The following is a 20,421-nucleotide window of genomic DNA, read 5'->3' as shown; positions in this document are numbered from 1 at the left end:
CCCTCGGGGACGGCGCCGCTGTCGTGTACGGGGACTCAGCCGCCGATGCCGCGGATGGGCGGGTGGTGGAACGTGTCGCCGAAGGCGCGCTCGGACGCCCCCTCGCGGTCGAGGTAGGGCGACGCACCGCCGTCGATGAACGGCCACCCGGCGCCGAGGATCAGGCACAGGTCGATGTCCTGCACTTCGGGGACCACGCCCTCGTCGAGCATGATCTTGATCTCCTGCGCAAGGCCGTCCTGCACGCGAGCGAGGATCATCTCGGGCGCGACGGGCGTCTTGCCGGTGACGAGCACCTTCTGCGCGGCCCTGGTCCAGCCGGTGACGCGACCGCCCTTGTCCTTCTCGACGACTTCGGGGAGCGCCGCGAGCTCGTGGAAGTTCTCGGACGCGAAGAAGCGCTCCGGGAAGGCGCCCGCCATCGTGTCCTGCACGTGGGCGGCGACCTTCCAACCGACCAGGTCGATGAGCTGGAACGGTCCCATCGGCAGGCCCAGCGGGGCGAACGCCTTCTCGACCACCGTGATCGGCGTGCCCTCGTACACCGCACGGGCGGCCTCGCCCATCACCTTGGCCAGCAGACGGTTGACGACGAATCCGGGAGCGTCTGCCGTGAGCACCGCGTTCTTGCCGAGCCCCTTCGCGACGACGAACGCGGTGGAGAGTGCGGCGTCGGAGGTGGCATCCGTCTTGACGACCTCGATGAGCGGCATGACCGCCACGGGGTTGAAGAAGTGGAAGCCGACGAGGCGCTCAGGGTGCTCGAGCGCCGAACCGATCTCGGCGACCGAGAGGGACGACGTGTTGGTGGCGAGGATCGTGTCGTCGGCGACGATCTTCTCGATCGCGGAGAACACCTCCTGCTTGACGCCCACCTCCTCGAACACGGCCTCGATCACGAAGTCGCAGTCGGCGAACTCGCCCCGGTCGGTGGTGCCGTGGACGAGCGCGCGCAGCTGATTCGCGGTGTCGGCATCGAGGCGGCCCTTCGCCTCGAGCTTGCCGATCTCCTCGCGGATGGATGCCACGCCCTTGTCGACGCGTCCCTGGTCGAGGTCGGTGATGACGACGGGGACCCGCAGCTTCCGCACGAACAGCAGCGCGAACTGCGAGGCCATGAGACCGGCGCCGATCACGCCGACCTTCGTGACCTTCTTCGCCAGCGCCTTGTCCGGCGCGCCGACCGGCCGCTTGGCACGCTTCTGCACGAGGTCGAAGGCATACATGGATGCCGCGAACTGGTCGCCCGTGATGAGGTCGGCGAGGGCCTCGTCCTCGCGGGCGAAGCCCTCGGCCTTGGTGCCGCTCTTGGCCTTGTCGAGCAGGTCGAGCGCGACGTAGGGGGAGCGGGGGACCGTGCCGATCTTCGACTCGAGCATGCCGCGCGCGACCTTGATCGCGATCGGCCACTTCGTGAGGCGCTCGATCTTGCCGGGCTCGTTCTTCCGCTCGACCTTGACGCGGCCCGTGAGCACGCCGTCGGCCCAGCGCAGCGAGTCCTCGAGGTAGGAGGCCGCCGGGAAGATGGCATCCATGATCCCGAGGTCGAAGGCCTGCTGGGGCTTGAGCATGCGGTTCTGCTTGAGCGGGTTGGACACCACGACCTCGAGCGCGTTCTCGATGCCGATGAGGTTCGGCAGCAGGTAGGCGCCGCCCCAGCCGGGGATGATGCCCAGGAACACCTCGGGCAGCGCGACCGCGGCCGCCGAGGCGTCCACCGTGCGGTAGGTCGAGTTCAGCGCGATCTCGAGACCGCCACCGAGAGCGAGGCCGTTCACGAACGCGAACGACGGCACGCCCAGGTCGGACAGGGAGCCCAGCACCTGGTGTCCACGCTGAGCGATGAGCCGCGCGACCTCCTTCGAGGGCAGCTTCGCGACGTCAGACAGGTCGGCGCCGGCGGCCAGGATGTACTGCTTGCCGGTGATCGCCACCGCGTGGATCTCGCCCGCCGCTGCGCGCTGCTTCAGCGTCTCGAGGGTGCGGCCGAGTTCGGCGAGCGTGGCCGGCCCGAGGGTGTTCGGCCGCGTGTGGTCGCGCCCGTTGTCGAGCGTCACGAGCGCGAGCACATTGCCCGAGGGCAGCCGCACGTCGCGGACGGGGGAGTGGGTGACCACCTCGTCGCCGGTGAGGGCGTCGAGGGGCGAGAAGTCGATCGTCGAGTAGTCGGTCACTTGCGCTTCTTCTTTCCGTCGAAGAACGGGTTCTCCCAGATCACCGAGCCGCCCTGACCGAGACCCACGCACATGGCGGTCAGGCCGTACCGCACGTCGGGACGCTCGGCGAAGTGCGCGGCGAGCTGGATCATGAGACGGACACCGGATGCCGCGAGCGGGTGGCCGAGGGCGATGGCGCCACCCCACGGGTTGACGCGCGGGTCGTCGTCGGCGATGCCGAAGTGGTCCAGGAGCGAGATGACCTGGATCGCGAAGGCCTCGTTCAGCTCGAGCAGACCGATGTCGTCGATCGTGAGTCCGGCCTTCTTCAGCGCCTTCTCGGTGGAGGGGATCGGACCGATGCCCATGATCTCGGGCTGCACACCGGCGAAGGCGAACGAGACCATCCGCATCTTCGGTGTGAGGCCGAACTCCTTCACCGCGTCGGCACCCGCCAACAGGCTGATCGTCGCACCGTCGGTGAGGGGGGACGACGTGCCCGCGGTCACACGTCCGTGCGGGCGGAACGGGGTCTTCAGGGATGCCAGGCCCTCGAGGGTCGTCTCGGGGCGGCGCCCCTCGTCCTCGGTGGCGAGGCCCCAGGCGCCCTCGGCATCCTTCACGGCCACCGGGACGAGATCGGGCTGGAACTTGCCCGCCTCGTACGCGGCCTGAGCCTTGTGCTGGCTGGCCATGCCGAACCGGTCGGCGCGCTCCTTGGTCAGGTGCGGGAACCGGTCGTGGATACGCTCGGCCGTTACGCCCATGTTGAGCGCGCCGGGGTCGACGAGCTTCTCGGCCACGAAACGCGGGTTGGGGTCGGCGTTGGCACCGATGGGGTGATGCCCCATGTGCTCGACGCCGCCCGCGAGGGCGAGGTCGTACATTCCGACGCCGATCGAGGCGCCCATGGTGGTGACGCTCGTCATCGCACCCGCGCACATGCGCTCGATCGCAAGCCCCGGCACGGTCATCGGCAGTCCCGCGAGGATCGCCGCCGTGCGCCCGAGGGTGAGTCCCTGGTCACCGGTCTGTGACGTCGCGGCGATCGCCACGTCGTCGATCCGGTCCTTCGGCACGTCGCCGTTGCGCTCCATCAGCCCGATGATCGCCTTGACCACCAGGTCGTCCGCGCGGGTGTTCCAGTACATGCCCTTCTCGCCGGCGCGCCCGAAGGGGGTACGCATACCGTCGACGAAGAAGACGTCCGACATCTCGGCCACTCTGCCTCCATTGTTTGGGATGCAGCCAGCCTAGGAAATGCGGTCCGGCGCCGTGAATCGGTTGTCCGAACCTACGAAGTCGCCTCGGACTCGTCCGGATCGGGATTGAGGGAAGCTACAAAGCTATCGACGATCACCTGTGCAGTCTGCTCAATCTGCCACGGCCGGGCGCCAAGCTCCTCGAGGGCCGCGGAGATGGCCTCGACCGTCACGTCGGCGGGCGGAGACCACGCCACTCGGCGGAGCGTCTCGGGGGTCAGAAGGTTCTCGGTGGGCATCCGCAGTTCCTCGGCGCGCGCTTCCACGGCCGGTCGCGCCAGCTTGAGGCGCCGGTCCGCGTCGGGATTGCGATCGACCCACGCGCGAGGCGGAGGAAGAGTGTCGCTGGGCACGCGGTCCGGCGGCAGGTCCGTCGCCTCGCGTCCGGCGACGATCGCGTTCCACCACCGGTCGAGCTGCGTGCGGCTGGCTCGACCGTTGAACTCCTTCACCCCCGCGAGCGCCTGCTTGCTCTGCGGGTCGGCGAGCACGGCGGCCACGAGCGCCCGGTCCGGCACGAGCCGGCCGGGGGCGATGTCCTGCTCCCGCGCGTAGTCCTCTCGCGCCTGCCACAGCGCACGAGCGACGGCGAGGGACCGGCGTCCGCGCACGGTGTGCAGACCGCTCAAGCGGCGCCACGGGTCGTCGCGCGGAGGCTTGGGGAGACGCTCGAGCACGGCCTGGAACTCCTGCCGCGCGAACTCGGTCTTCTGCTGCTCGTCCAGTTCAGCAGCGAGTCGATCGCGCACGTCGACGAGATGTTCGACGTCGAGCGCGGCGTACTCGAGCCACGACGCCGGCAGCGGACGCGTGGACCAGTCCGCGGCGGAGTGGGCTTTCGCGAGGGTGATGCCCAGCGTCTGCTCGACGACGGCGCCGAGGCCGACGCGCTCGTGACCCAGCAGCCGCGCCCCGAGCTCGGTGTCGAAGATCGCGCGGGGCTCCAATCCCCGCTCGCGCAGAGAGGGCAGGTCCTGGCTGGCGGCGTGGAAGACCCACTCGGCGTCGCCGATCGCGTTCTGCAGCGGGGTGAAGTCCTCGATGGCCGACGGGTCGAAGAGGAACACCCCGGCCTCACGACGGAAGACCTGAATGAGATAGGCGCGCTGCGAGTAGCGGAAGCCCGAAGCGCGTTCGACGTCCACGGCCACGGGACCACTCCCGGATGCCAGCGACGTCGACGCCGCGGCAAGGCCCGCGGCGTCCTCGATGACGGTGTACTCAACCACGCGGGGGCCTCCGGGCTCCGAGGACGGCAACACCCTCGGACCCCGGCGGGAGTCCGGCGAGCATGCAGACCAGCTCAGCCCACGCCTCGAGGTGCGGGCGAAAAGGGCCGCGCGGCGACCAGGACGCGCGGAGTTCGATCTGTGACCCCTCACCCTGCGCCGCGAGCGCCCCGAACCCGGTCGACAGTGTCTTGGTCGCGGTTCCGGACTCGGAGTGGCGTTCGGCGCCGCGGGAATCCAGCGCGTCAATGAGCCAGGACCACGCCACCTCCGCCAGAAGCGGGTCGATGCCGATCTCGGGCTCGAGCGGTGCCTGCGCGAAGCACACCACACGCCACGCGCCGCCCCACGGTTCCGGTTCATCCGGGTCGTGGAGCAGGATGAACCGTCCCGTGCCGAAAGGTGAATCCGTCGCGTGCGCGTCGGGACGGACGTCGCCGGCCAGCGCGAGCGACTGGGGAGCCAACCCCGTCGGAGACGGAATCTCGCGCACGACGAAATCGTCGCGGAACGAAGTCGCGCGCAACTCGTCGGCCGCCCGGGCGAAGGGGGTCGCCGCCTCGGGTGAGCGGGGGTCAGTCACGGCCACAGACTAGAGTGAGGCCTCGATGAACGCTCCCAGGCGCGCCGCGAGGCGCCGTGCCCCGCACCCCGCGGCCGCACCTCTGCGGGTCGCGATCGCGGCATTGACCACGGCCCTCGGCCTGAGCGCGACCGCCCTCGGGGCGGTGTCCCTGCGGATGGCTCGCACCGTCGTCACCCCCGCGGGCCGCGTTCCCGATGTCGAGCTGGTGGGTCTGGATGCCGCCGCCCAGACGGTGACGCTGCAGCGCACGCCCGATACGGCGCTCCCGGGGAGGTACGGTCTGTTCACGACGGGCAGCACGTCCTACCTCCGCCTGGGGTCGGTGGTCAAAGAGGATGAGGCGAGCGTCACGCGCAAGCTCCTCACCCACGTACCGGCCGACGCACAGCTCGCTCCCGCCGCCGCGTTCAGCGGCTGGTACTACGACGAGCCCGACGACCTGCAGATCCCGTACCGCAACGCCTTGATCGGCACACCGGTCGGACCGTGCCCCGCCTGGGAGTTCCCCGCCGCCGTCGATACCGACGTCTGGGTCATCCAGGTGCACGGTCGCGGCACCACCCGCTCCGAGACGCTGCGCGCCGTCCCTGTCTTCCACGAGCTCGGCATCACGAGTCTGCTCGTGTCGTACCGCAACGACGGAGACGCACCGCGCAGCCGCACGGGCACCTACGGGCTCGGCGCGACCGAGTGGCGCGACGTCGACGCGGCGATCGGCTACGCGCGCCGACAGGGCGCCCGTCGCATCCTCCTCATGGGCTGGTCGATGGGAGGCGCGATCTGTCTGCAGACCGAGTTCTCGTCACCCCATCGCGACGTCATCGCCGGCCTCATCCTCGAGTCGCCGGTGGTCGACTGGCGCACGGTTCTGCGCTACCAGGGGCAGCTCATGCGCCTGCCCTCGCCCGTGCTGGCCCTCGCGCAGCAGATCCTCGGCTCGGACTGGGGCGCGATGCTGACGCGGAGTGGCTCGGCGATCCCCCTCGACCGGCTCGACGCCGTCGCCCGCGCGACGGAGCTGCGGCATCCGGTCCTCATCCTCCATAGCGACGACGACGGTTTCGTGCCGAGCGACGCATCGCACGCCCTCGCCGAGGCCCGCCCCGATCTGGTCACCATGGAGACCTTCACGGTCGCCCGCCACACCAAGCTGTGGAACTACGACGAGGCACGCTGGAGCCGGGTCATCCGGGACTGGGTTCGCAGCCACGGATTCGCCGCCGAAGAGTGAGGCGGATGCCGCGCGTCAGACGCCGGTCTTCGCGCGCACCTGGCGCTTCGCGCGCATGAGCATTCCCGTCATCCCGGCGATCCGCAGGGGACTCACCGCGCGCGTGAGGCCGATGCTCTGCGGGAAGTCGTCGGGCACGGCCAGCACCTCGTCGGTCGACAGCCCGGTCAGTCCCTGCGCCAGGATGCTGGCGAAGCCTCGCGTCGTCGGCGCTTCCGCCGGAGCCGTCGCGTGCATCGCCACGACTCCGTCCTCATCGACGTCGACGACGATGTAGACGGGCGACTGGCACTCTGCCACGCGCTCGCACATCTCGGGATGGTCGGCGTACCGCGCGGGCACCTCGGGGAGTTCGTGCGAGAACTCCAGGAGCAACTGGAGACGGTCGGGCTCGTCGAGCTCGAGGAACTCGTCGCGGATCTCGGCGAGGCGGGCGGGGAGGGCGGTGTCGGACATCACCGTCATCCTCCCACGCCCGTGACGCGTCGGCTCAGCGGCCGGGGACCTCGCCCGGCTCGGAACCCGAGACGATCGGCACGCGCACCGCGCTGCCCCACTCGGTCCATGAGCCGTCGTAGTTGCGCACGTCATGGAAACCGAGCAGGTGCTTGAGCACGAACCACGTGTGGCTCGAGCGCTCGCCGATGCGGCAGTACGCCACGATCTTGTCGCCGTCCTTCAGTCCCGCGCCGTCGCGGTAGATGGCATCCAGCTCTTCGCGCGACTTGAACCCCCCGTCTTCGGCCACGGCCTTGGCCCACGGGACACTCTGCGCGCTGGGGATGTGACCGGCGCGCAGAGCACCCTCTTCGGGGTAGGCGGGTGCGGAGGTGCGCTCACCCGAGTACTCCTCGGGGGAGCGGACGTCGATGAGCGGGTTGCCGAGGTGCGCAAGCACGTCCTCCTTGTAGGCACGGATGAGGGCGTCGTTGCGCTCGACCACGGGGTACTCGGTCGCCTCGCGCTCCGTGCGCTCGGTGGTGAGGGGACGCCCCTCGGCGATCCACTTGTCGCGGCCGCCGTCCAGCAGCCGCACGTCCTCGTGGCCGAAGAGCGAGAACACCCACAGGGCGTAAGCGGCCCACCAGTTGTTCTTGTCGCCGTAGATGACGACCGTGTCGTCGCGAGAGATGCCCTTGCGGCTCAGCAGCGCCGCGAACCCTTCGCCGTCGACGTAGTCGCGCACGACCGGGTCGTTGAGCTCGGTGTGCCAGTCGACCTTGACGGCCCCCGGGATGTGGCCGGTCTCGTACAGCAGCACGTCCTCATCGGATTCCACGACCACCAGGCCCGGCTGGCCGAGGCGTTCCTGCAGCCAGTCGCCGGTGACGAGGCGGCCGGGTTCGGCGTACGCGGCGAACTTGGGGGAGCTGGTGTCGAACTCGACGGTCACGGTGTCTCCTCGATCGGGGTGGGGGAGCGGGCGGCGTAGGGTGGACACCGCTCCTTCGACCCTAGGACCGCCGCGTCGAAGCAGACACCCCTCCGTAAGACTGCGACACAGGACGGCCATGACTTCTACGCCCGCGACGACCGGCGTCGTCCACCTCATCGATCGCGAGCCGGCCGTCTCGGGCGCCGAGATGGTGAGCGCACTCGTGCCGCCGCCGCAGTTCGACGGCGCGACGTTCGAGTCGTATCGGGCGGATGCCGCCTACCCCTCGCAGCAGGAAGCGAAGGAGCTGCTGCAGGCTTTCGCGGGGCGGCAGAGCGCGCCCGCGAAGAAGGGCGGCTTCTTCCGGCGCGCCGAGAAGACCCCGCCGGTCAAGCCGGGCGTGTACCTCGACGGCGGCTTCGGCGTCGGCAAGACCCACCTCCTCGCCGCGATCTACCACGCCATGCCTGCCCGCCGGAAGTACTTCGGCTCGTTCATCGAGTACACCGCGTTGGTCGGCGTCCTCGGGTACGCCAAGGCGGTCGAGCTGTTCCGCGGCTCCGACCTGCTGTGCATCGACGAGTTCGAGCTCGACGACCCGGGCGACACGATGGTCATGACGCGGTTGCTCGGTGAGCTGGTGGCATCCGGAACCCGACTGGCCGCGACCTCGAACACGCCGCCCAACGCTCTGGGAGAAGGACGCTTCGCGGCCCAGGACTTCCTGCGCGAGATCCAGTCGATGGCCGACAGCTTCCGGACGATCCGCATCGACGGCACCGACTTCCGCCAGCGCGCGATCGACGGGGAGGCCCGGACGCTCTCGGATGCCGACTACGCCGAGGCGATCGAGGCGGCCGGTGCGCGCGGCGTCGCCACCGACGACTCCTTCGCGGCCGTCGTGAGTCACCTCGCACGGGTGCACCCGTCGCGATTCATCCGCCTCATCGACGGCGTCGACACGATCGGACTGCGCGACGTGCAGGTGCTGCACGACCAGTCGGCGGCGCTGCGACTGGTCGCCTTCGTCGATCGCGCCTACGACGCGCAGATTCCCATTCGTGCCACGGGCGCTCCCCTGAACACGGTGTTCAGCGAGGAGATGCTCGCGGGCGGCTACCGCAAGAAGTATCTGCGGGCCGTATCGCGTCTGGTCGCCCTGACGCACTCCTGAGCGACCGCTTCATCGACGCTTCGCGGTGCTGCGAAACGCGATGTTTACACGGACTCCGTGCCTGTAACGCACTCGAAACACGACTCGAACGCCCGTGGAAACCGGGGCTGGGAACACTGAGGGGACCCGACGCTACACCTGCGTCCCTGCAGAGAGGTTCTCTTCGAGATGGATCAAGGCAACACCGCATTCATCCTGATAGCAGCTGCACTCGTGCTGCTCATGACGCCAGGACTCGCGTTCTTCTACGGCGGACTCGTCAAAGCCAAGAGCGTCATCAGCATGATGATGATGAGCTTCGGCGCCATGGGACTCATCGGAGTCCTGTGGGTGCTGTACGGCTACGCGATCGCCTTCCCCGCCACGGAGGAGGGAACCACTCAGTTCCCCTGGGCGATCGACTTCAACGAGCTCGGCCTGTCGGGGGTCCTCGAGACGCCGGAGGGCGCGGCCTACCCGCCCCTGGCCTTCGTCGCCTTCCAGGCCACATTCGCCATCATCACCGTCGCGCTCGTCTCGGGCGCCATCGCCGACCGCGCGAAGTTCGGCTCCTGGATGGTCTTCGCCTTCGTGTGGGCGACGGTCGTCTACTTCCCGGTCGCTAGCTGGGTCTTCAACTTCGGTCTCGCCGATGACGCCTCGTTCTCGTACGGCGGATGGATCACCCACGGGATGCAGGACGTCTTCGGCGTCGGCGCGATCGACTTCGCCGGTGGTACGGCCGTTCACATCAACGCCGGTGCGGCTGCCCTCGCCCTCGCCCTGGTGCTCGGCAAGCGCGTCGGCTTCCAGAAGGGCGCCCACGTCCCCCACAACCCGCCGTTCGTGCTCCTCGGCGCCGGCCTGCTGTGGTTCGGCTGGTTCGGCTTCAACGCCGGTTCGGAGCTCGCTGCCGACGGCACCGCCGCTCTCGCGTTCGTCAACACCATCGCCGCTCCTGCCGCGGCTCTGCTGGCCTGGCTGGTCGTCGAGAAGTTCAAGGACGGCAAGCCCACGTCCGTCGGTGCCGCTTCGGGTGCCGTGGCCGGTCTGGTCGCCATCACCCCGGCCTGCGCGTCGCTGACGCCGTTCTGGGCCATCGTGCTCGGTCTCGTCGCCGGTGCCGTCTGCGCGCTGGCCATCGAGCTGAAGTTCAAGCTCGGCTTCGACGACTCGCTCGACGTGGTCGGCATCCACCTCGTCGGTGGTCTCATCGGAACCCTGTACCTCGGCATCTTCGCCAACGGCACGGGCCTCATCTACAGCGGTTCGCTCACGCAGCTGCTGGTCCAGGCGATCGCGGCCTTCGCGGTCCTCATCTACTCGTTCGTGCTCGCCTACATCATCGGCTTCGCGATCGAGAAGACCATGGGCTTCCGTGTGAAGAACGAGGACGAGATCGCCGGCATCGACACCGTCGTGCACGGCGAGGAGGGCTACGTCCTCACCGACAGCCGCGGCTGACACACCTCATCGGAACGGGGCGTCACGGATTCATCCGTGGCGCCCCGTTCTTCGTGCGCCCGGCGGCGCCGGCCGCGCTGTCTAGGGTGTGAGCATGGGAACAGCCACGCGCCTCGTCTCCGCCCTTCTGCGGGCCTTCCGGCCGTCGACGGCCTCGCGACCCGCTCCCCGCGCGCCGCGGCAGACTCCCGGGGCTCAGGGGACCGCGACGGTGGAGGTCGCGCCTCCCCGCCGCCTGACGTTGTCGTACGCACCGAACCGCGACGGCGCCCCCGACGGCGGCGAGATCGTGTGGACGTGGGTGCCCTACGAGGAGCGCGACGGGCGCGGCAAGGACCGCCCTGTCCTCATCATCGGTCGAGCGGATGCCACCCGCTCCTACGCCGTACGCCTGACCAGCAAGCCGCACGCCGGCGACCGCGACTACCTGGCGCTCGGCGCGGGGGAGTGGGACCCGCAGGGCCGCCCGTCGTGGGTCGACATCGAACAGCTCTACCTCGTGCACGACGCGGGCATGCGCCGCGAGGCCGCGGCCCTGGACCGCCGCCGCTTCGACGCCGTGGCATCCGCCCTTTCCGCTCGGTACGGGTGGCGGGTGGGGTGACCGCGAAACCGCATCGCGCTGACATCTGCCGCGCACGCTGCCGGTGACTTGTCAGCGCGATGAAGTCTCGCGATACCGGGCGGTCGCATCAACGACGAAGCCCCCGGCGAACCGGGGGCTGTGTGGTGGGCGATGCCGGACTCGAACCGACGACCTCTTCCGTGTGAAGGAAGCGCGCTACCAACTGCGCCAATCGCCCAACGTCCCGAACGGGACTCGACTACCTTACCGGATCAGCGAGGCCCGATCCGACCATCTCGGAGGACACGCGCGGGGCGCGTCGGGTTTTGCGCACGCCCCGGAATCGGGTAATGTCTTACGAGTGCTCGGGGCAAGCCCCGGGAACGAAATGCGGATGTAGCGCAGTTGGTAGCGCACAACCTTGCCAAGGTTGGGGTCGCGAGTTCGAGTCTCGTCATCCGCTCGAGTGTGAAGATCGCCGTCAGGTCCCGACGGAGGATCACGACACGTGGGTCGAACCACACACGGTGGCGTGGCCGAGCGGCTAGGCACCGGCCTGCAAAGCCGTTTACACGGGTTCGAATCCCGTCGCCACCTCGCTCACAACTGAACAGCCTGTATAGGCGCGATTGGCGCAGCGGTAGCGCGCTTCCCTGACACGGAAGAGGTCACTGGTTCGATCCCAGTATCGCGCACCACCTGAAACCCCCGGCTCGCCTGGGGGTTTTTGCTGTCCCCGCCCGCCGACTCGCGGCCGGGGTTCGACGGCCTACGCGTCCGTGTCCCTCGAACGCGGGCGCGCGCGACGCGTCGGCGACCGCATCGGGCTCGGCGCTTCGGCATCCGACGTGTTCTGGACCTGAGGACTCGACTCCGCGGGTTTCACCGGTTCGCGCACCGACTCCCGCATACCCGGGGTCGCACCGCGCAAGTACCAGCTCAGCGGCAGTTCCCGCGTCCCGAACCACCCCCGTCGGGAGCGGACGATGGTAAAGCCCCGATCGCGGAGCGCAGCGGCCTGTTCGGGCGTCATGGTCGTGGGGGAGATACGGACCCAGCCCGTACGGAAGTCGTAGGCGTGGGTCGCGATGTGGTGGCGAGACATGCGAACCTCCTTCTTCGAGGGTCGCACGGCCCTCCGCGCTCGGCGAGGCGCCGCGTGTTCCATTCGCGTGAACAGTGCACGTCGTCACGGAAACAGGGCAGATCCCGCAGTCACGCAACCCTGCCCGCGGGATGCGCAGCGCGCGGTAGCGTCGCGGCATGACCGTCCCCGATACGCACTGGCGTGAAATCGCATCCGCCCCCTTCGTCTCGCTCACCACCTTCCGACGCAGTGGCGCCGAGGTCGCTACGCCGGTGTGGATCGCGCGAGAGGGAGACGAGCTCGTGGTGACCAGCGAGCGCAACACGGGCAAGGTCAAGCGTCTTCGCCACGACGGTCGCGTCGTCCTGCGTCCGTGCTCGCGCATGGGCGCGGTCGAACCGGATGCCATCACCGTGCACGCTCACGCGCGGGTCGCCGGCCCGAGCACCGAGGACTCGCGCGCCGATGCCGCCCTGCGGCGCAAATACGGGTGGCAGTTCCGCGCCATCCTCGGTTTCGAGGCGCTGGTCCGCCGCGTCCAACGGCGCCCGGGCGACCGTGTGATCCTTCGCATCTCGCGCGCGAGCTGACGCTGCGCGATATGGCCATACCCGCCAAACGCACTCGACGCAAGAGGGTTTGCGCTCGGTGAGGGAGCGCGAGAGCGTGGGCACCGAGCGGTGACACCCCCGGAACCCGCGTCCCCATTCTTGTCAGGAATGCGCGGCCGGGCTGTCCCCAGGAGGTTTCCATGGGCAAGTTCGTGTACGACGGCAACATCAAGGTGGAATTCGAGGATCGCCTTCTCGCGCATCTGCAGGCGGTGATCATGGCGAAGGTTCGCCGTGGCGAGAGTTTTCCCTTCACGTGGAAAGACGACATCAGCATCGGGGGAGGCCGGACGACGGTCTACGTCCATCCGCACGTTTCCCTCGTGTTCAAGTACCACGGCAGTCGGAACCCGCAGTTGAGCAACGCGTGGTTGCAGGCCCTGACCTACAACGCCAACTCCGGGCGAGGTCTCTATGTTGTGCCCGAGCCGGATGACCACACTCCGCGCGAGGCGGGCCCGCGTGAAGAGATGGTGTTCCGCGAGGTTCCCAACCCGAACGCCCCGGTGCCCGAGCCCGCCCACAGCTGACACTGCGGGGAATGCGCACGTCGCGTTCTCGTGTTGTGGAGGTCATGACGAATTGGAACGCGGCGCGGCCCTTCTTCGAGTCCACAGCGGTCGCCCATCTGTCGACCCTGATGAGCGACGGTTCTCCGCACTCTGTGCCGGTGTGGATCGCCGTCGAAGGCGAGCGCCTCGTCTTCTTCACCGAGATCGACGCGCTGAAGGATAAGAACCTGCGCCGCGATCCGCGGGTCGCCGTCTCCGTGACCGCCGTAGACGACCCGTTCGCGATGGCATTCGTGCGCGGCGTCGCGGTCGAACGGCGAGAGGGCGATGACGCCCTCCCCATCGTCGATCACGTCGCGCGTGTGTACACCGGTCGCCCCTACCCGATGCGCGAAGGCCTGGCCGCGTGGGTGATCGAGCCGCGCCGGGCGTGGGCACGGGCGTACGAGAGCTGAGCTATCCCGCGGCCAACGGGAGCACCGCGAGAACGAGGATGAGCGGGGCGATCACCGCGCCGATGAGCACGAAACGACTCCAGCGCACCCGAACGCCCGCCGCCACCAGACGGTCATGCCACAGCAGCGTGGCGAGCGAGGCCCACGGGGTCACGATCGGCCCGGCATTCACACCGATGAGAAGGGCGGCGAGCCGCACGGGCGAGCCGGCCACCGATTCCATCGCCAAGTAGGCGGGCAGGTTGTTGATGCCGTTCGCCGCGAGGGCGCCGACACCGGCGAGCTGCCACAGCGAGACGAGGTCGTCGCCGGACCCGGCGAGCACCGAGGTCACCCGCCCGATACCGACGGCCTCGAGAGCCCCCACCGCGAGGAACAGACCCCCCGCGAACACCAGGAGCGACCAGGGGACGAGACGGATGCCAAGGGCCCGCGGTGCACGCCACGCGAACACGACGATGAGCACGACGGCGGCCGCGAGTGCTGGCATCCAGGGTTCCAGTCCGATCACCAGGAGCGGGAGCAGCGCGACCGTGACGACCGCGGAGACGCGCAGCAGCACCGGATCCGCGACGGCGGGGGCCGTGGCATCCGGGTAGGTTCGCGGCAGCTTCCGCAGGAACACGGCCGTGAGGACCGCGACCGATACCGCGATCGCGATGAGCGCCGACGGCCCGAGGAGGGTGAGGAACGCGATGGGGTCGTGTCCGCCCAGCGCGTCGGAGGCCAGCAGATTGGTCAGGTTCGACACGGGCAGCACGAGAGAGGCCGTGTTGGCGAGCACGACCGTGACGAACGCGAAGGGGAGGGGATCGAGCTTCCGGGTGACCGCCATCGCCACCACGACCGGTGTCAACAGGACGGCGGTGGTGTCCAGGGACAGGAAGGCCGTCGCCACCGTGGCCAAGGCCAGCACCAGCACCCACAGCCACACGGTCCGGCCCCGCGCGAGCCGCGCGAGGCGTGCAGCGACGACGTCGAAGAGCCCCGCCTTGGATGCCAGTTCCGCCACGATCGTCACGGCGACGACGAACAGCAGGATGGGCCACACGCGGTCGGCGACGGCGAGGGCCTCGTCGCCGGGGAGGATGCCGACAGCGAGAGCGACGATGCCGAGGAGCCACAGCACGCCGCCGATGATGGCCAGAGTCACCGCTCCACTATGGGGCACCGGGCGTGCCGTCGAGGTCACGCCCGGCGGGTAGCCTGGAACCGACCCATCCAGGAGACCGCCTTGACTGATGCCGCCCTGCCGTCGGAGCAGACCTATCCCGCCGACGGCTTCGCCCTCTTCCCCGACCGTTCGGTCGTCGCCCTGCGCGTGAACGGTGAGCTGAAAGACCTCGCCACGACCGTCACGGCCGACGACGAGGTCGAGCCGGTCACGATCGACAGCGCCGATGGCCTCTCGATCCTGCGGCACTCGACGGCGCACGTGCTCGCCCAAGCGGTGCAGCGTGTCAAGCCGCAGGCGAACCTCGGCATCGGCCCGCCCGTCACCGACGGGTTCTACTACGACTTCCAGGTCGACGACCCGTTCACTCCGGAAGACCTCAAGGTCATCAAGAAGGAGATGGAGCGCATCGTCCGCGAGAACCAGCGGTTCGTCCGCCGCGTGGTCACCGACGACGAGGCGCGCGCGGAACTCGTCGACGAGCCGTTCAAGCTCGAGCTCATCGGCCTGAAGGGCGGCTCCGTTGAGGCCGCCGAGGGCGCGAGCGTCGAAGTGGGTGCGGGCGAGCTGACGATCTACGACAACGTCAACCGCGACGGCGAGACGGCGTGGAAAGACCTCTGCCGAGGCCCGCACGTCCCCGGCACGCGCCTCGTCGGCAACGGCTGGGACCTCACCCGCGTCGCCGGCGCGTACTGGCGCGGCAGCGAGAAGAACCCTCAGCTGCAGCGCATCTACGGCACCGCGTGGGCGACCAAGGACGACCTGCGCGCCTACCAGCACCGTCTCGAGGAGGCCGCCAAGCGCGACCACCGCAAGCTCGGGAAGGACCTCGACCTCTTCTCGTTCCCCGAGGAGATCGGCCCGGGCCTCTCGGTGTTCCACCCCAAGGGCGGCATCATCCGGTACGAGATCGAGCGCTACATGCGTGAGCGCCTGCTCGCCAGCGGCTACCAGGTGGTGAACACGCCCCACATCACGAAGGGCGACCTGTTCATGACCAGCGGCCACCTGCAGTGGTACGCCGATGGCATGTACCCCCCGATGGTGCTCGACGAGGTGGTGGATGCCGACGGGCACGTGTCACGCGAGGGCCAGGAGTACTACCTGAAGCCCATGAACTGCCCGTTCCACAACCTCATCTTCCGCTCGCGCGGACGCAGCTACCGCGAGCTGCCGCTGCGCCTGAGCGAGTTCGGTTCGGTCTACCGCTACGAGAAAAGCGGAACGCTCGCGGGTCTCACTCGTGTGCGCGGGATGACGCAGGACGACACCCACATCTACGTCACCGCCGACCAGGTGAAGGCGGAACTCACGCACAGCCTCGACTTCGTGCTGCAGACCCTTCGCGACTACGGGCTGAACGACTTCTACCTCGAGCTGTCGACGAAGGAAGAGGGAAACCCGAAGTTCATCGGTGACGACGCCCTGTGGACCGAGGCGACCGACACCCTCCGCGAGGTGGCCGAGGCCTCCGGCCTCGAGCTCGTGCCCGACCCGGGCGGCGCGGCGTTCTACGGCCCGAAGATCTCCGTGCAGGCGCGCGACGCGATCGGCCGGACGTGGCAGATGTCGACGATCCAGCTCGACTTCAACCAGCCCGAACGCTTCGAGCTGGAGTACACGGGGCCCGATGGTGAGAAGCACCGCCCCGTGATGATCCACCGCGCGCTGTTCGGCTCGGTCGAGCGCTTCTTCGCCATCCTGCTCGAGCACTACGCCGGCGCGTTCCCCGTGTGGCTCTCGCCCGTGCAGGTGGTGGCCGTCCCGGTGGCGGCGGAGTACGGCGAGTACCTCGACGGCATCGTCGCGGAACTGCGCACCAAGGGCGTGCGCGCTGAGGTCGACCACAGCGACGACCGCATGCAGAAGAAGATCCGCACGCACACCACGCAGAAAGTTCCGCTCCAGCTCATCGCGGGCGAGGCCGACCGCGCGGGAGGCACGGTGTCGTTCCGGTTCCGCGACGGCACGCAGCTCAACGGCATCCCGGTCGATGAGGCCATCGCCCGCATCACCGGAGCGATCGCGGCGCGGACGCTCGTCGACACGGCCGAGGACCTCGCGTGACGACCGACCAGGATGCCTCCGCGGCCGGCGATGCCGAGATCATCGCGGCCGCGGAGCTCCCGGGCGTGCCGGACGAGTTCCAGCGGCTGTGGACCCCGCACCGCATGGCCTACATCCAGGCCGGACGCGAGCCGATGGAGCAGAACTGCCCGTTCTGCGCCGCTCCGGGCAAATCCGATGAGGACGGGCTGATCGTCGCGCGTGGGACGACCGCCTACGTTCTGCTGAATCTGTTCCCGTACAACTCCGGGCACCTGCTCGTGTGCCCGTACCGCCACATCGCGACGTACGACCAGGCCACCGAGGAAGAGGTCGCCGAAATCGGCGCCCTCACGCAGCAGGGGATGCGCGTGCTGAGGGCGGTGTCGCGCTGTGACGGCTTCAACCTGGGCATGAACCAGGGGGCGATCGCCGGCGCCGGCGTCGACGCTCATCTGCACCAGCACATCGTTCCGCGGTGGGCGTCGGATGCCAACTTCTTCCCGATCATCGCCAAGACCAAGGCCCTCCCGCAGCTTCTCGGAGACGTCCGCCGCGCCGTGGCCGAAGCCTGGGACGCCTGACGAGTCGACTGCAAGCCCACCCGGGGTCGCGTCCCACGACGCTACGGTGAGGAGATGAAGGCTCGCCTGCGTCCCCTCGCCCTCTCCCTCGTCCTCGTCGCGGCGCTCGGCACGACAACCGGATGCATCCGGCTCCCGAGCCCGCTCGGACCCGATGCAGCAGGCGCGCCGCTCACCGCACCGGCCGAACCATCCGACCCCGCGCCGCTGCCGGACGACCCGACGAGCCCGGGCACGGGCGACGACCTCGACAACCCGTTCGCCGAGCGCGAGCGCTTCTTCGAAGAACAGCAGCTTCCCCTGGACGGCACCCCGCTGGTCGCGGTCACTCCCGCGCAGAAGCAGTTCATCGACGAGCAGAAGGCCTACGCCCAGGAGCAGGGCGCGGAGTGGACGGCTCAGGACGAGAGCCTTTCGCTCGCCCTCGTCGCGGATGCGTGCGAGACGGCGATCCTCAGTTCACACGTGGTGGATGCCACCACGCTGCAGGCCCACGTCGCCACCTCGCCGATCTTCGCCCAGCTCGTCCCCGCCGAACTGCAGGGGAGCGAGCGCACGGCGGCCGAAGCCCCGATCGCGAGCCTCATGGTCTACGGAACGACGTTCCTGTGCCCCGACGACGGCGACGCGTGGATCGACGCCTACACCGAGGTCTACGGCGGCTGACTCCCCGCCACCGAGGCGCGGGTTCGCGTAGGCCTCTTGCGACTCGACGAGCCGCAGCTCGCGGGAACCGGACTCGTACGTGTTCGAAAGCAGATCGAACACGCTCGACGCGGTGCGCGCGAGAGCGTCGGCGGCATCCCCCGTCCGACGGAAGTGCGCGGTGAACAACGCAGCGGTCACGTCTCCGGAGCCGTTCGCCTTCATCGGGATGAGCGGGGTCTGCACGATCCACGCACCCGAGTCGTCGACGACCATCATCTCGATGGTGTCCGGCCCACGGTCGGGGCGCTCGACGCTCGTGACCAGCACCGTGCGCGGCCCGCGCGCGCGGACGAGGTCAGCCGACTCCAGGGTCGACGCGATGCTCCCCGGGTCGGTCCCGGTGAGGAATCCCAGCTCGAACTGGTTGGGCGTGATGATGTCGGCGACGGGGACGACGCGCTCTCGCAGCAGCTCGGGAATGGCCGGGGCGACGAAGCATCCGGACTTCGCATTGCCCATCACGGGGTCGCACGCGTAGACGGCATCCGGATTCGCCTTCTTCACTCGGGCCACCGTGTCGATGATCACGTCGGCGATGCCTTCGCCGCCCTGATAGCCCGACAGCACGACGTCGATGTCGCCGAAGACTCCGCGCTCTTCGATCCCCGTGATGACGTCGGCGACGTCGGCGGGAGAGATGAGCGGACCTCGCCACGCGCCGTACCCGGTGTGGTTGGAGAAGTTGACCGTGTACACCGGCAGCACCTCGACCCCGATGCGCTGCAGCGGGAAGACGGCGGCGGAGTTTCCGACGTGGCCGTAGGCGACGGCGGACTGGATCGAGAGCACCTTCATCCCTCGATCCTCCCACCTCGTGCGGACGGGCGGAGCGCGGTCACGGCGCTGGCGAGGTCGTCGGCGAGCGACGCCGCCTCGGCATCGTCGAGCTGATGCACGGTGAGACGGAGGTAGTCGCCGGCGGCCTCGGGGGAGAGGAAGAAGTGGTCCCCGTCGCGGACGAGCCACCCCCGCCGCATGAGGTCTTCACGCACCTGGGCGGCCGGTGCCGGGAGCGGCACCCACAGGTTCAGGCCATCGCCCACGACGAGAGGGAGTCCGCGCGCGGTCAGGGCCGCAGCGAAGGCGTCGTTGCGTCGCGCGTAGTGCGCCGCCGCCCGGTCGATACCGGCACGGACTTCCGGGTCGGTGACGAGAGCGAGCGTCAGACGTTGCAGGATGTGACTCACCCACGTCGTGCCGGGGGTGAGACGCAGCGCGAGGCGTTCGGCGGTTTCGACATCGGATGCCACGACGGCCAGGCACATGTCGGGTCCGAGGAACTTCGACACCGACCGGATCCGCGCCCACCGCTGCTGCGTCTCGCCGATCACGGAGTGCAGCGGCGCCCGTGAGAGCAGAGAGAAGTGGTCGTCCTCGATCACCAGCACGTACGGATGGTCGGCGAGCACCGCCCGAAGCTGCGCGGCGCGCTCCGCGGTGAGGCTCGCACCGGTGGGGTTGTGGGCGCGCGGCGTGCAGATGACCGCCCGGACGCCGTCCGCGAGCGCAGCACGCAGCCCGTCGACGGTCATGCCCTCGGCATCCACCGCGACCGGCACCGCGCGGTAGCCGCCCTGCCGCACCGTGTGCAGGGCCGAGAGGAAGCACGGGTCTTCCAGCGCGACGGCGTCCTCGCGCTGCAGGGCCTGGGCGAGCAGGCGCTCGATCGCGTCGCTCGCGCCGCTGGTCACGGTGATGCGCGGGGCACCGGAGGGAAGGCCCTCGGCCATCCATTCGCGCGCCCACGCCTCGAGCCCGGGGTCGACGACGGGCTCGCCGTACAGCACGGGGCGACCGGAGCGAGCGAGCGCCGCGGCCGGGTCGGGGATGAGCGCCGGATCGGGGTTTCCGGTGCCGACGTCGCGCAGCACCGTCCCGGCGGCATACCCCTCCTGCGCCACGGGCGCGTGTCCCGCGACCCGTGTGCCACCGCGCCCGCGCGCCACGACGAGCCCCGCTTGCGCGAGGAGGCGGTACGCCGCGACGACCGTGTTCCGGTTGACGCCGAGCTCCGTCGCCAGCGCCCGCACGGGCGGCAGCGCATCGCCGGCCTGGAGGTGGCCGCGCTCGATGCGCTCGCGCAGACTCGCGGCGATCTCGGATGCCGAGCGCCCGATGATGTCGACGGCCATGCGCCCCCTTTCGCTTCCTCCAGCCTATGTCCTGCGTCATGCTACGGTTTGGCCTAAGCCAAACAAAGCGCCCCGAAGCGCGAAGGGA

The 20,421-nt window shown here is 69.3% G+C and carries 19 protein-coding genes, 4 tRNA genes and 1 pseudogene; 13 read left to right on the top strand and 11 right to left on the bottom strand.

What is annotated here, in order from left to right:
• Window positions 1-35: 35 nt before the first annotated feature.
• The 4 genes from MHY30_RS03875 to MHY30_RS03860 form a co-directional block, all read right to left on the bottom strand.
• The gene (locus MHY30_RS03875; RefSeq protein WP_239275246.1) at window positions 36-2,174 is read right to left on the bottom strand and encodes a 3-hydroxyacyl-CoA dehydrogenase NAD-binding domain-containing protein; all 2,139 of its coding nucleotides are present in this window, start codon (window positions 2,172-2,174) and stop codon (window positions 36-38) included.
• Window positions 2,171-3,379: a thiolase family protein gene (locus MHY30_RS03870; RefSeq protein WP_239275244.1), complete on the bottom strand. Its 1,209-nt coding sequence runs from the start codon at window positions 3,377-3,379 to the stop codon at window positions 2,171-2,173. The genes MHY30_RS03875 and MHY30_RS03870 overlap by 4 nt, the downstream gene beginning before the upstream one ends.
• Window positions 3,380-3,450: 71 nt before the next feature.
• On the bottom strand, window positions 3,451-4,647 hold the full coding sequence (locus MHY30_RS03865; protein ID WP_239275242.1) for an HRDC domain-containing protein: 1,197 nt from the start codon (window positions 4,645-4,647) through the stop codon (window positions 3,451-3,453).
• The gene (locus MHY30_RS03860) at window positions 4,640-5,230 is read right to left on the bottom strand and encodes a DUF3000 domain-containing protein (RefSeq protein ID WP_374204583.1); all 591 of its coding nucleotides are present in this window, start codon (window positions 5,228-5,230) and stop codon (window positions 4,640-4,642) included. The genes MHY30_RS03865 and MHY30_RS03860 overlap by 8 nt, the downstream gene beginning before the upstream one ends.
• Before the next feature lie 25 nt (window positions 5,231-5,255).
• On the opposite strand from MHY30_RS03860, the gene MHY30_RS03855 reads away from it, so the two are divergent.
• Window positions 5,256-6,464 (top strand): S9 family peptidase, encoded by a 1,209-nt coding sequence (locus MHY30_RS03855; protein ID WP_239275238.1) that lies wholly within the window; start codon window positions 5,256-5,258, stop codon window positions 6,462-6,464.
• A gap of 15 nt (window positions 6,465-6,479) precedes the next feature.
• On the opposite strand, the gene MHY30_RS03850 is transcribed toward MHY30_RS03855, so the two are convergent.
• Both MHY30_RS03850 and MHY30_RS03845 read right to left on the bottom strand, forming a co-directional pair.
• Window positions 6,480-6,920 (bottom strand): SufE family protein, encoded by a 441-nt coding sequence (locus tag MHY30_RS03850; protein WP_239275236.1) that lies wholly within the window; start codon window positions 6,918-6,920, stop codon window positions 6,480-6,482.
• Window positions 6,921-6,954: 34 nt separating this feature from the next.
• Complete coding sequence (locus MHY30_RS03845) at window positions 6,955-7,857, bottom strand: sulfurtransferase (RefSeq protein WP_239275234.1); 903 nt, start codon at window positions 7,855-7,857, stop codon at window positions 6,955-6,957.
• A 118-nt stretch (window positions 7,858-7,975) separates the two neighbouring features.
• On the opposite strand from MHY30_RS03845, the gene zapE reads away from it, so the two are divergent.
• The 3 genes from zapE to MHY30_RS03830 all read left to right on the top strand — a co-directional run bounded on the left by zapE (window position 7,976) and on the right by MHY30_RS03830 (window position 11,060).
• Window positions 7,976-9,013, top strand: a complete 1,038-nt coding sequence (zapE, locus tag MHY30_RS03840) for a cell division protein ZapE (RefSeq protein ID WP_239275232.1) — start codon at window positions 7,976-7,978, stop codon at window positions 9,011-9,013.
• A 168-nt stretch (window positions 9,014-9,181) separates the two neighbouring features.
• Entirely contained in the window at window positions 9,182-10,456 is a 1,275-nt protein-coding gene (locus MHY30_RS03835) for an ammonium transporter (RefSeq protein WP_239275230.1), read from the top strand.
• A 94-nt stretch (window positions 10,457-10,550) separates the two neighbouring features.
• Window positions 10,551-11,060 carry a type II toxin-antitoxin system PemK/MazF family toxin gene (locus MHY30_RS03830; protein WP_239275228.1) on the top strand — a complete coding sequence of 170 codons (510 nt, stop codon included), beginning with the start codon at window positions 10,551-10,553 and terminating at the stop codon, window positions 11,058-11,060.
• A gap of 123 nt (window positions 11,061-11,183) precedes the next feature.
• Here the strand turns inward: MHY30_RS03830 and MHY30_RS03825 are convergent.
• Window positions 11,184-11,259: transfer RNA gene (locus MHY30_RS03825), tRNA-Val, on the bottom strand.
• A 152-nt stretch (window positions 11,260-11,411) separates the two neighbouring features.
• On the opposite strand from MHY30_RS03825, the gene MHY30_RS03820 reads away from it, so the two are divergent.
• The 3 genes from MHY30_RS03820 (at window position 11,412) to MHY30_RS03810 (ending at window position 11,719) form a co-directional block, all read left to right on the top strand.
• Window positions 11,412-11,484, top strand: a tRNA-Gly gene (locus MHY30_RS03820).
• A 63-nt stretch (window positions 11,485-11,547) separates the two neighbouring features.
• Window positions 11,548-11,618, top strand: a tRNA-Cys gene (locus MHY30_RS03815).
• A 26-nt stretch (window positions 11,619-11,644) separates the two neighbouring features.
• Window positions 11,645-11,719: transfer RNA gene (locus MHY30_RS03810), tRNA-Val, on the top strand.
• Between the two features lie 71 nt (window positions 11,720-11,790).
• On the opposite strand, the gene MHY30_RS03805 is transcribed toward MHY30_RS03810, so the two are convergent.
• Entirely contained in the window at window positions 11,791-12,126 is a 336-nt protein-coding gene (locus MHY30_RS03805) for a hypothetical protein (protein WP_239275226.1), read from the bottom strand.
• Between the two features lie 158 nt (window positions 12,127-12,284).
• On the opposite strand from MHY30_RS03805, the gene MHY30_RS03800 reads away from it, so the two are divergent.
• The 3 genes from MHY30_RS03800 (at window position 12,285) to MHY30_RS03790 (ending at window position 13,686) form a co-directional block, all read left to right on the top strand.
• Complete coding sequence (locus tag MHY30_RS03800) at window positions 12,285-12,698, top strand: PPOX class F420-dependent oxidoreductase (protein WP_239275224.1); 414 nt, start codon at window positions 12,285-12,287, stop codon at window positions 12,696-12,698.
• Window positions 12,699-12,859: 161 nt separating this feature from the next.
• A complete protein-coding gene (locus MHY30_RS03795) occupies window positions 12,860-13,249 on the top strand; it encodes an ATP-dependent DNA ligase (protein WP_239275222.1) in 390 nt (129 codons plus the stop codon).
• A 44-nt stretch (window positions 13,250-13,293) separates the two neighbouring features.
• Entirely contained in the window at window positions 13,294-13,686 is a 393-nt protein-coding gene (locus MHY30_RS03790; protein WP_239275220.1) for a TIGR03618 family F420-dependent PPOX class oxidoreductase, read from the top strand.
• 1 nt (window position 13,687) lies between these two features.
• Here the strand turns inward: MHY30_RS03790 and MHY30_RS03785 are convergent, their stop codons facing one another.
• Window positions 13,688-14,839: an SLC13 family permease gene (locus MHY30_RS03785; protein WP_239275218.1), complete on the bottom strand. Its 1,152-nt coding sequence runs from the start codon at window positions 14,837-14,839 to the stop codon at window positions 13,688-13,690.
• Between the two features lie 81 nt (window positions 14,840-14,920).
• Between MHY30_RS03785 and thrS the strand changes: the two genes are divergently transcribed.
• From thrS to MHY30_RS03770, 3 genes are read left to right on the top strand one after another with little or no spacing between them, the layout of a single operon-like run.
• A complete protein-coding gene (thrS, locus tag MHY30_RS03780; RefSeq protein ID WP_239275216.1) occupies window positions 14,921-16,930 on the top strand; it encodes a threonine--tRNA ligase in 2,010 nt (669 codons plus the stop codon).
• On the top strand, window positions 16,927-17,493 hold the full coding sequence (locus tag MHY30_RS03775; protein ID WP_239275214.1) for an HIT domain-containing protein: 567 nt from the start codon (window positions 16,927-16,929) through the stop codon (window positions 17,491-17,493). Before thrS ends, MHY30_RS03775 begins: the two co-directional genes overlap by 4 nt.
• 54 nt (window positions 17,494-17,547) lie before the next feature.
• On the top strand, window positions 17,548-18,159 hold the full coding sequence (locus tag MHY30_RS03770) for a hypothetical protein (RefSeq protein ID WP_239275212.1): 612 nt from the start codon (window positions 17,548-17,550) through the stop codon (window positions 18,157-18,159).
• A gap of 12 nt (window positions 18,160-18,171) precedes the next feature.
• Here the strand turns inward: MHY30_RS03770 and pdxY are convergent.
• Window positions 18,172-18,996 (bottom strand): annotated as a pseudogene (pdxY, locus tag MHY30_RS03765) (pyridoxal kinase PdxY); the annotation flags it as partial.
• The gene (locus tag MHY30_RS03760; protein ID WP_239275210.1) at window positions 18,993-20,333 is read right to left on the bottom strand and encodes an aminotransferase class I/II-fold pyridoxal phosphate-dependent enzyme; all 1,341 of its coding nucleotides are present in this window, start codon (window positions 20,331-20,333) and stop codon (window positions 18,993-18,995) included. The gene MHY30_RS03760 and the pseudogene pdxY, both read right to left, overlap by 4 nt.
• Window positions 20,334-20,421: the final 88 nt, after the last annotated feature.

It is taken from the genome of Microbacterium sp. ACRRU (assembly GCF_022346945.1).
GTDB classification, from domain to species: Bacteria; Actinomycetota; Actinomycetes; order Actinomycetales; family Microbacteriaceae; genus Microbacterium; species Microbacterium mcarthurae.
This window is presented reverse-complemented; position numbering and strand designations above follow the sequence as displayed.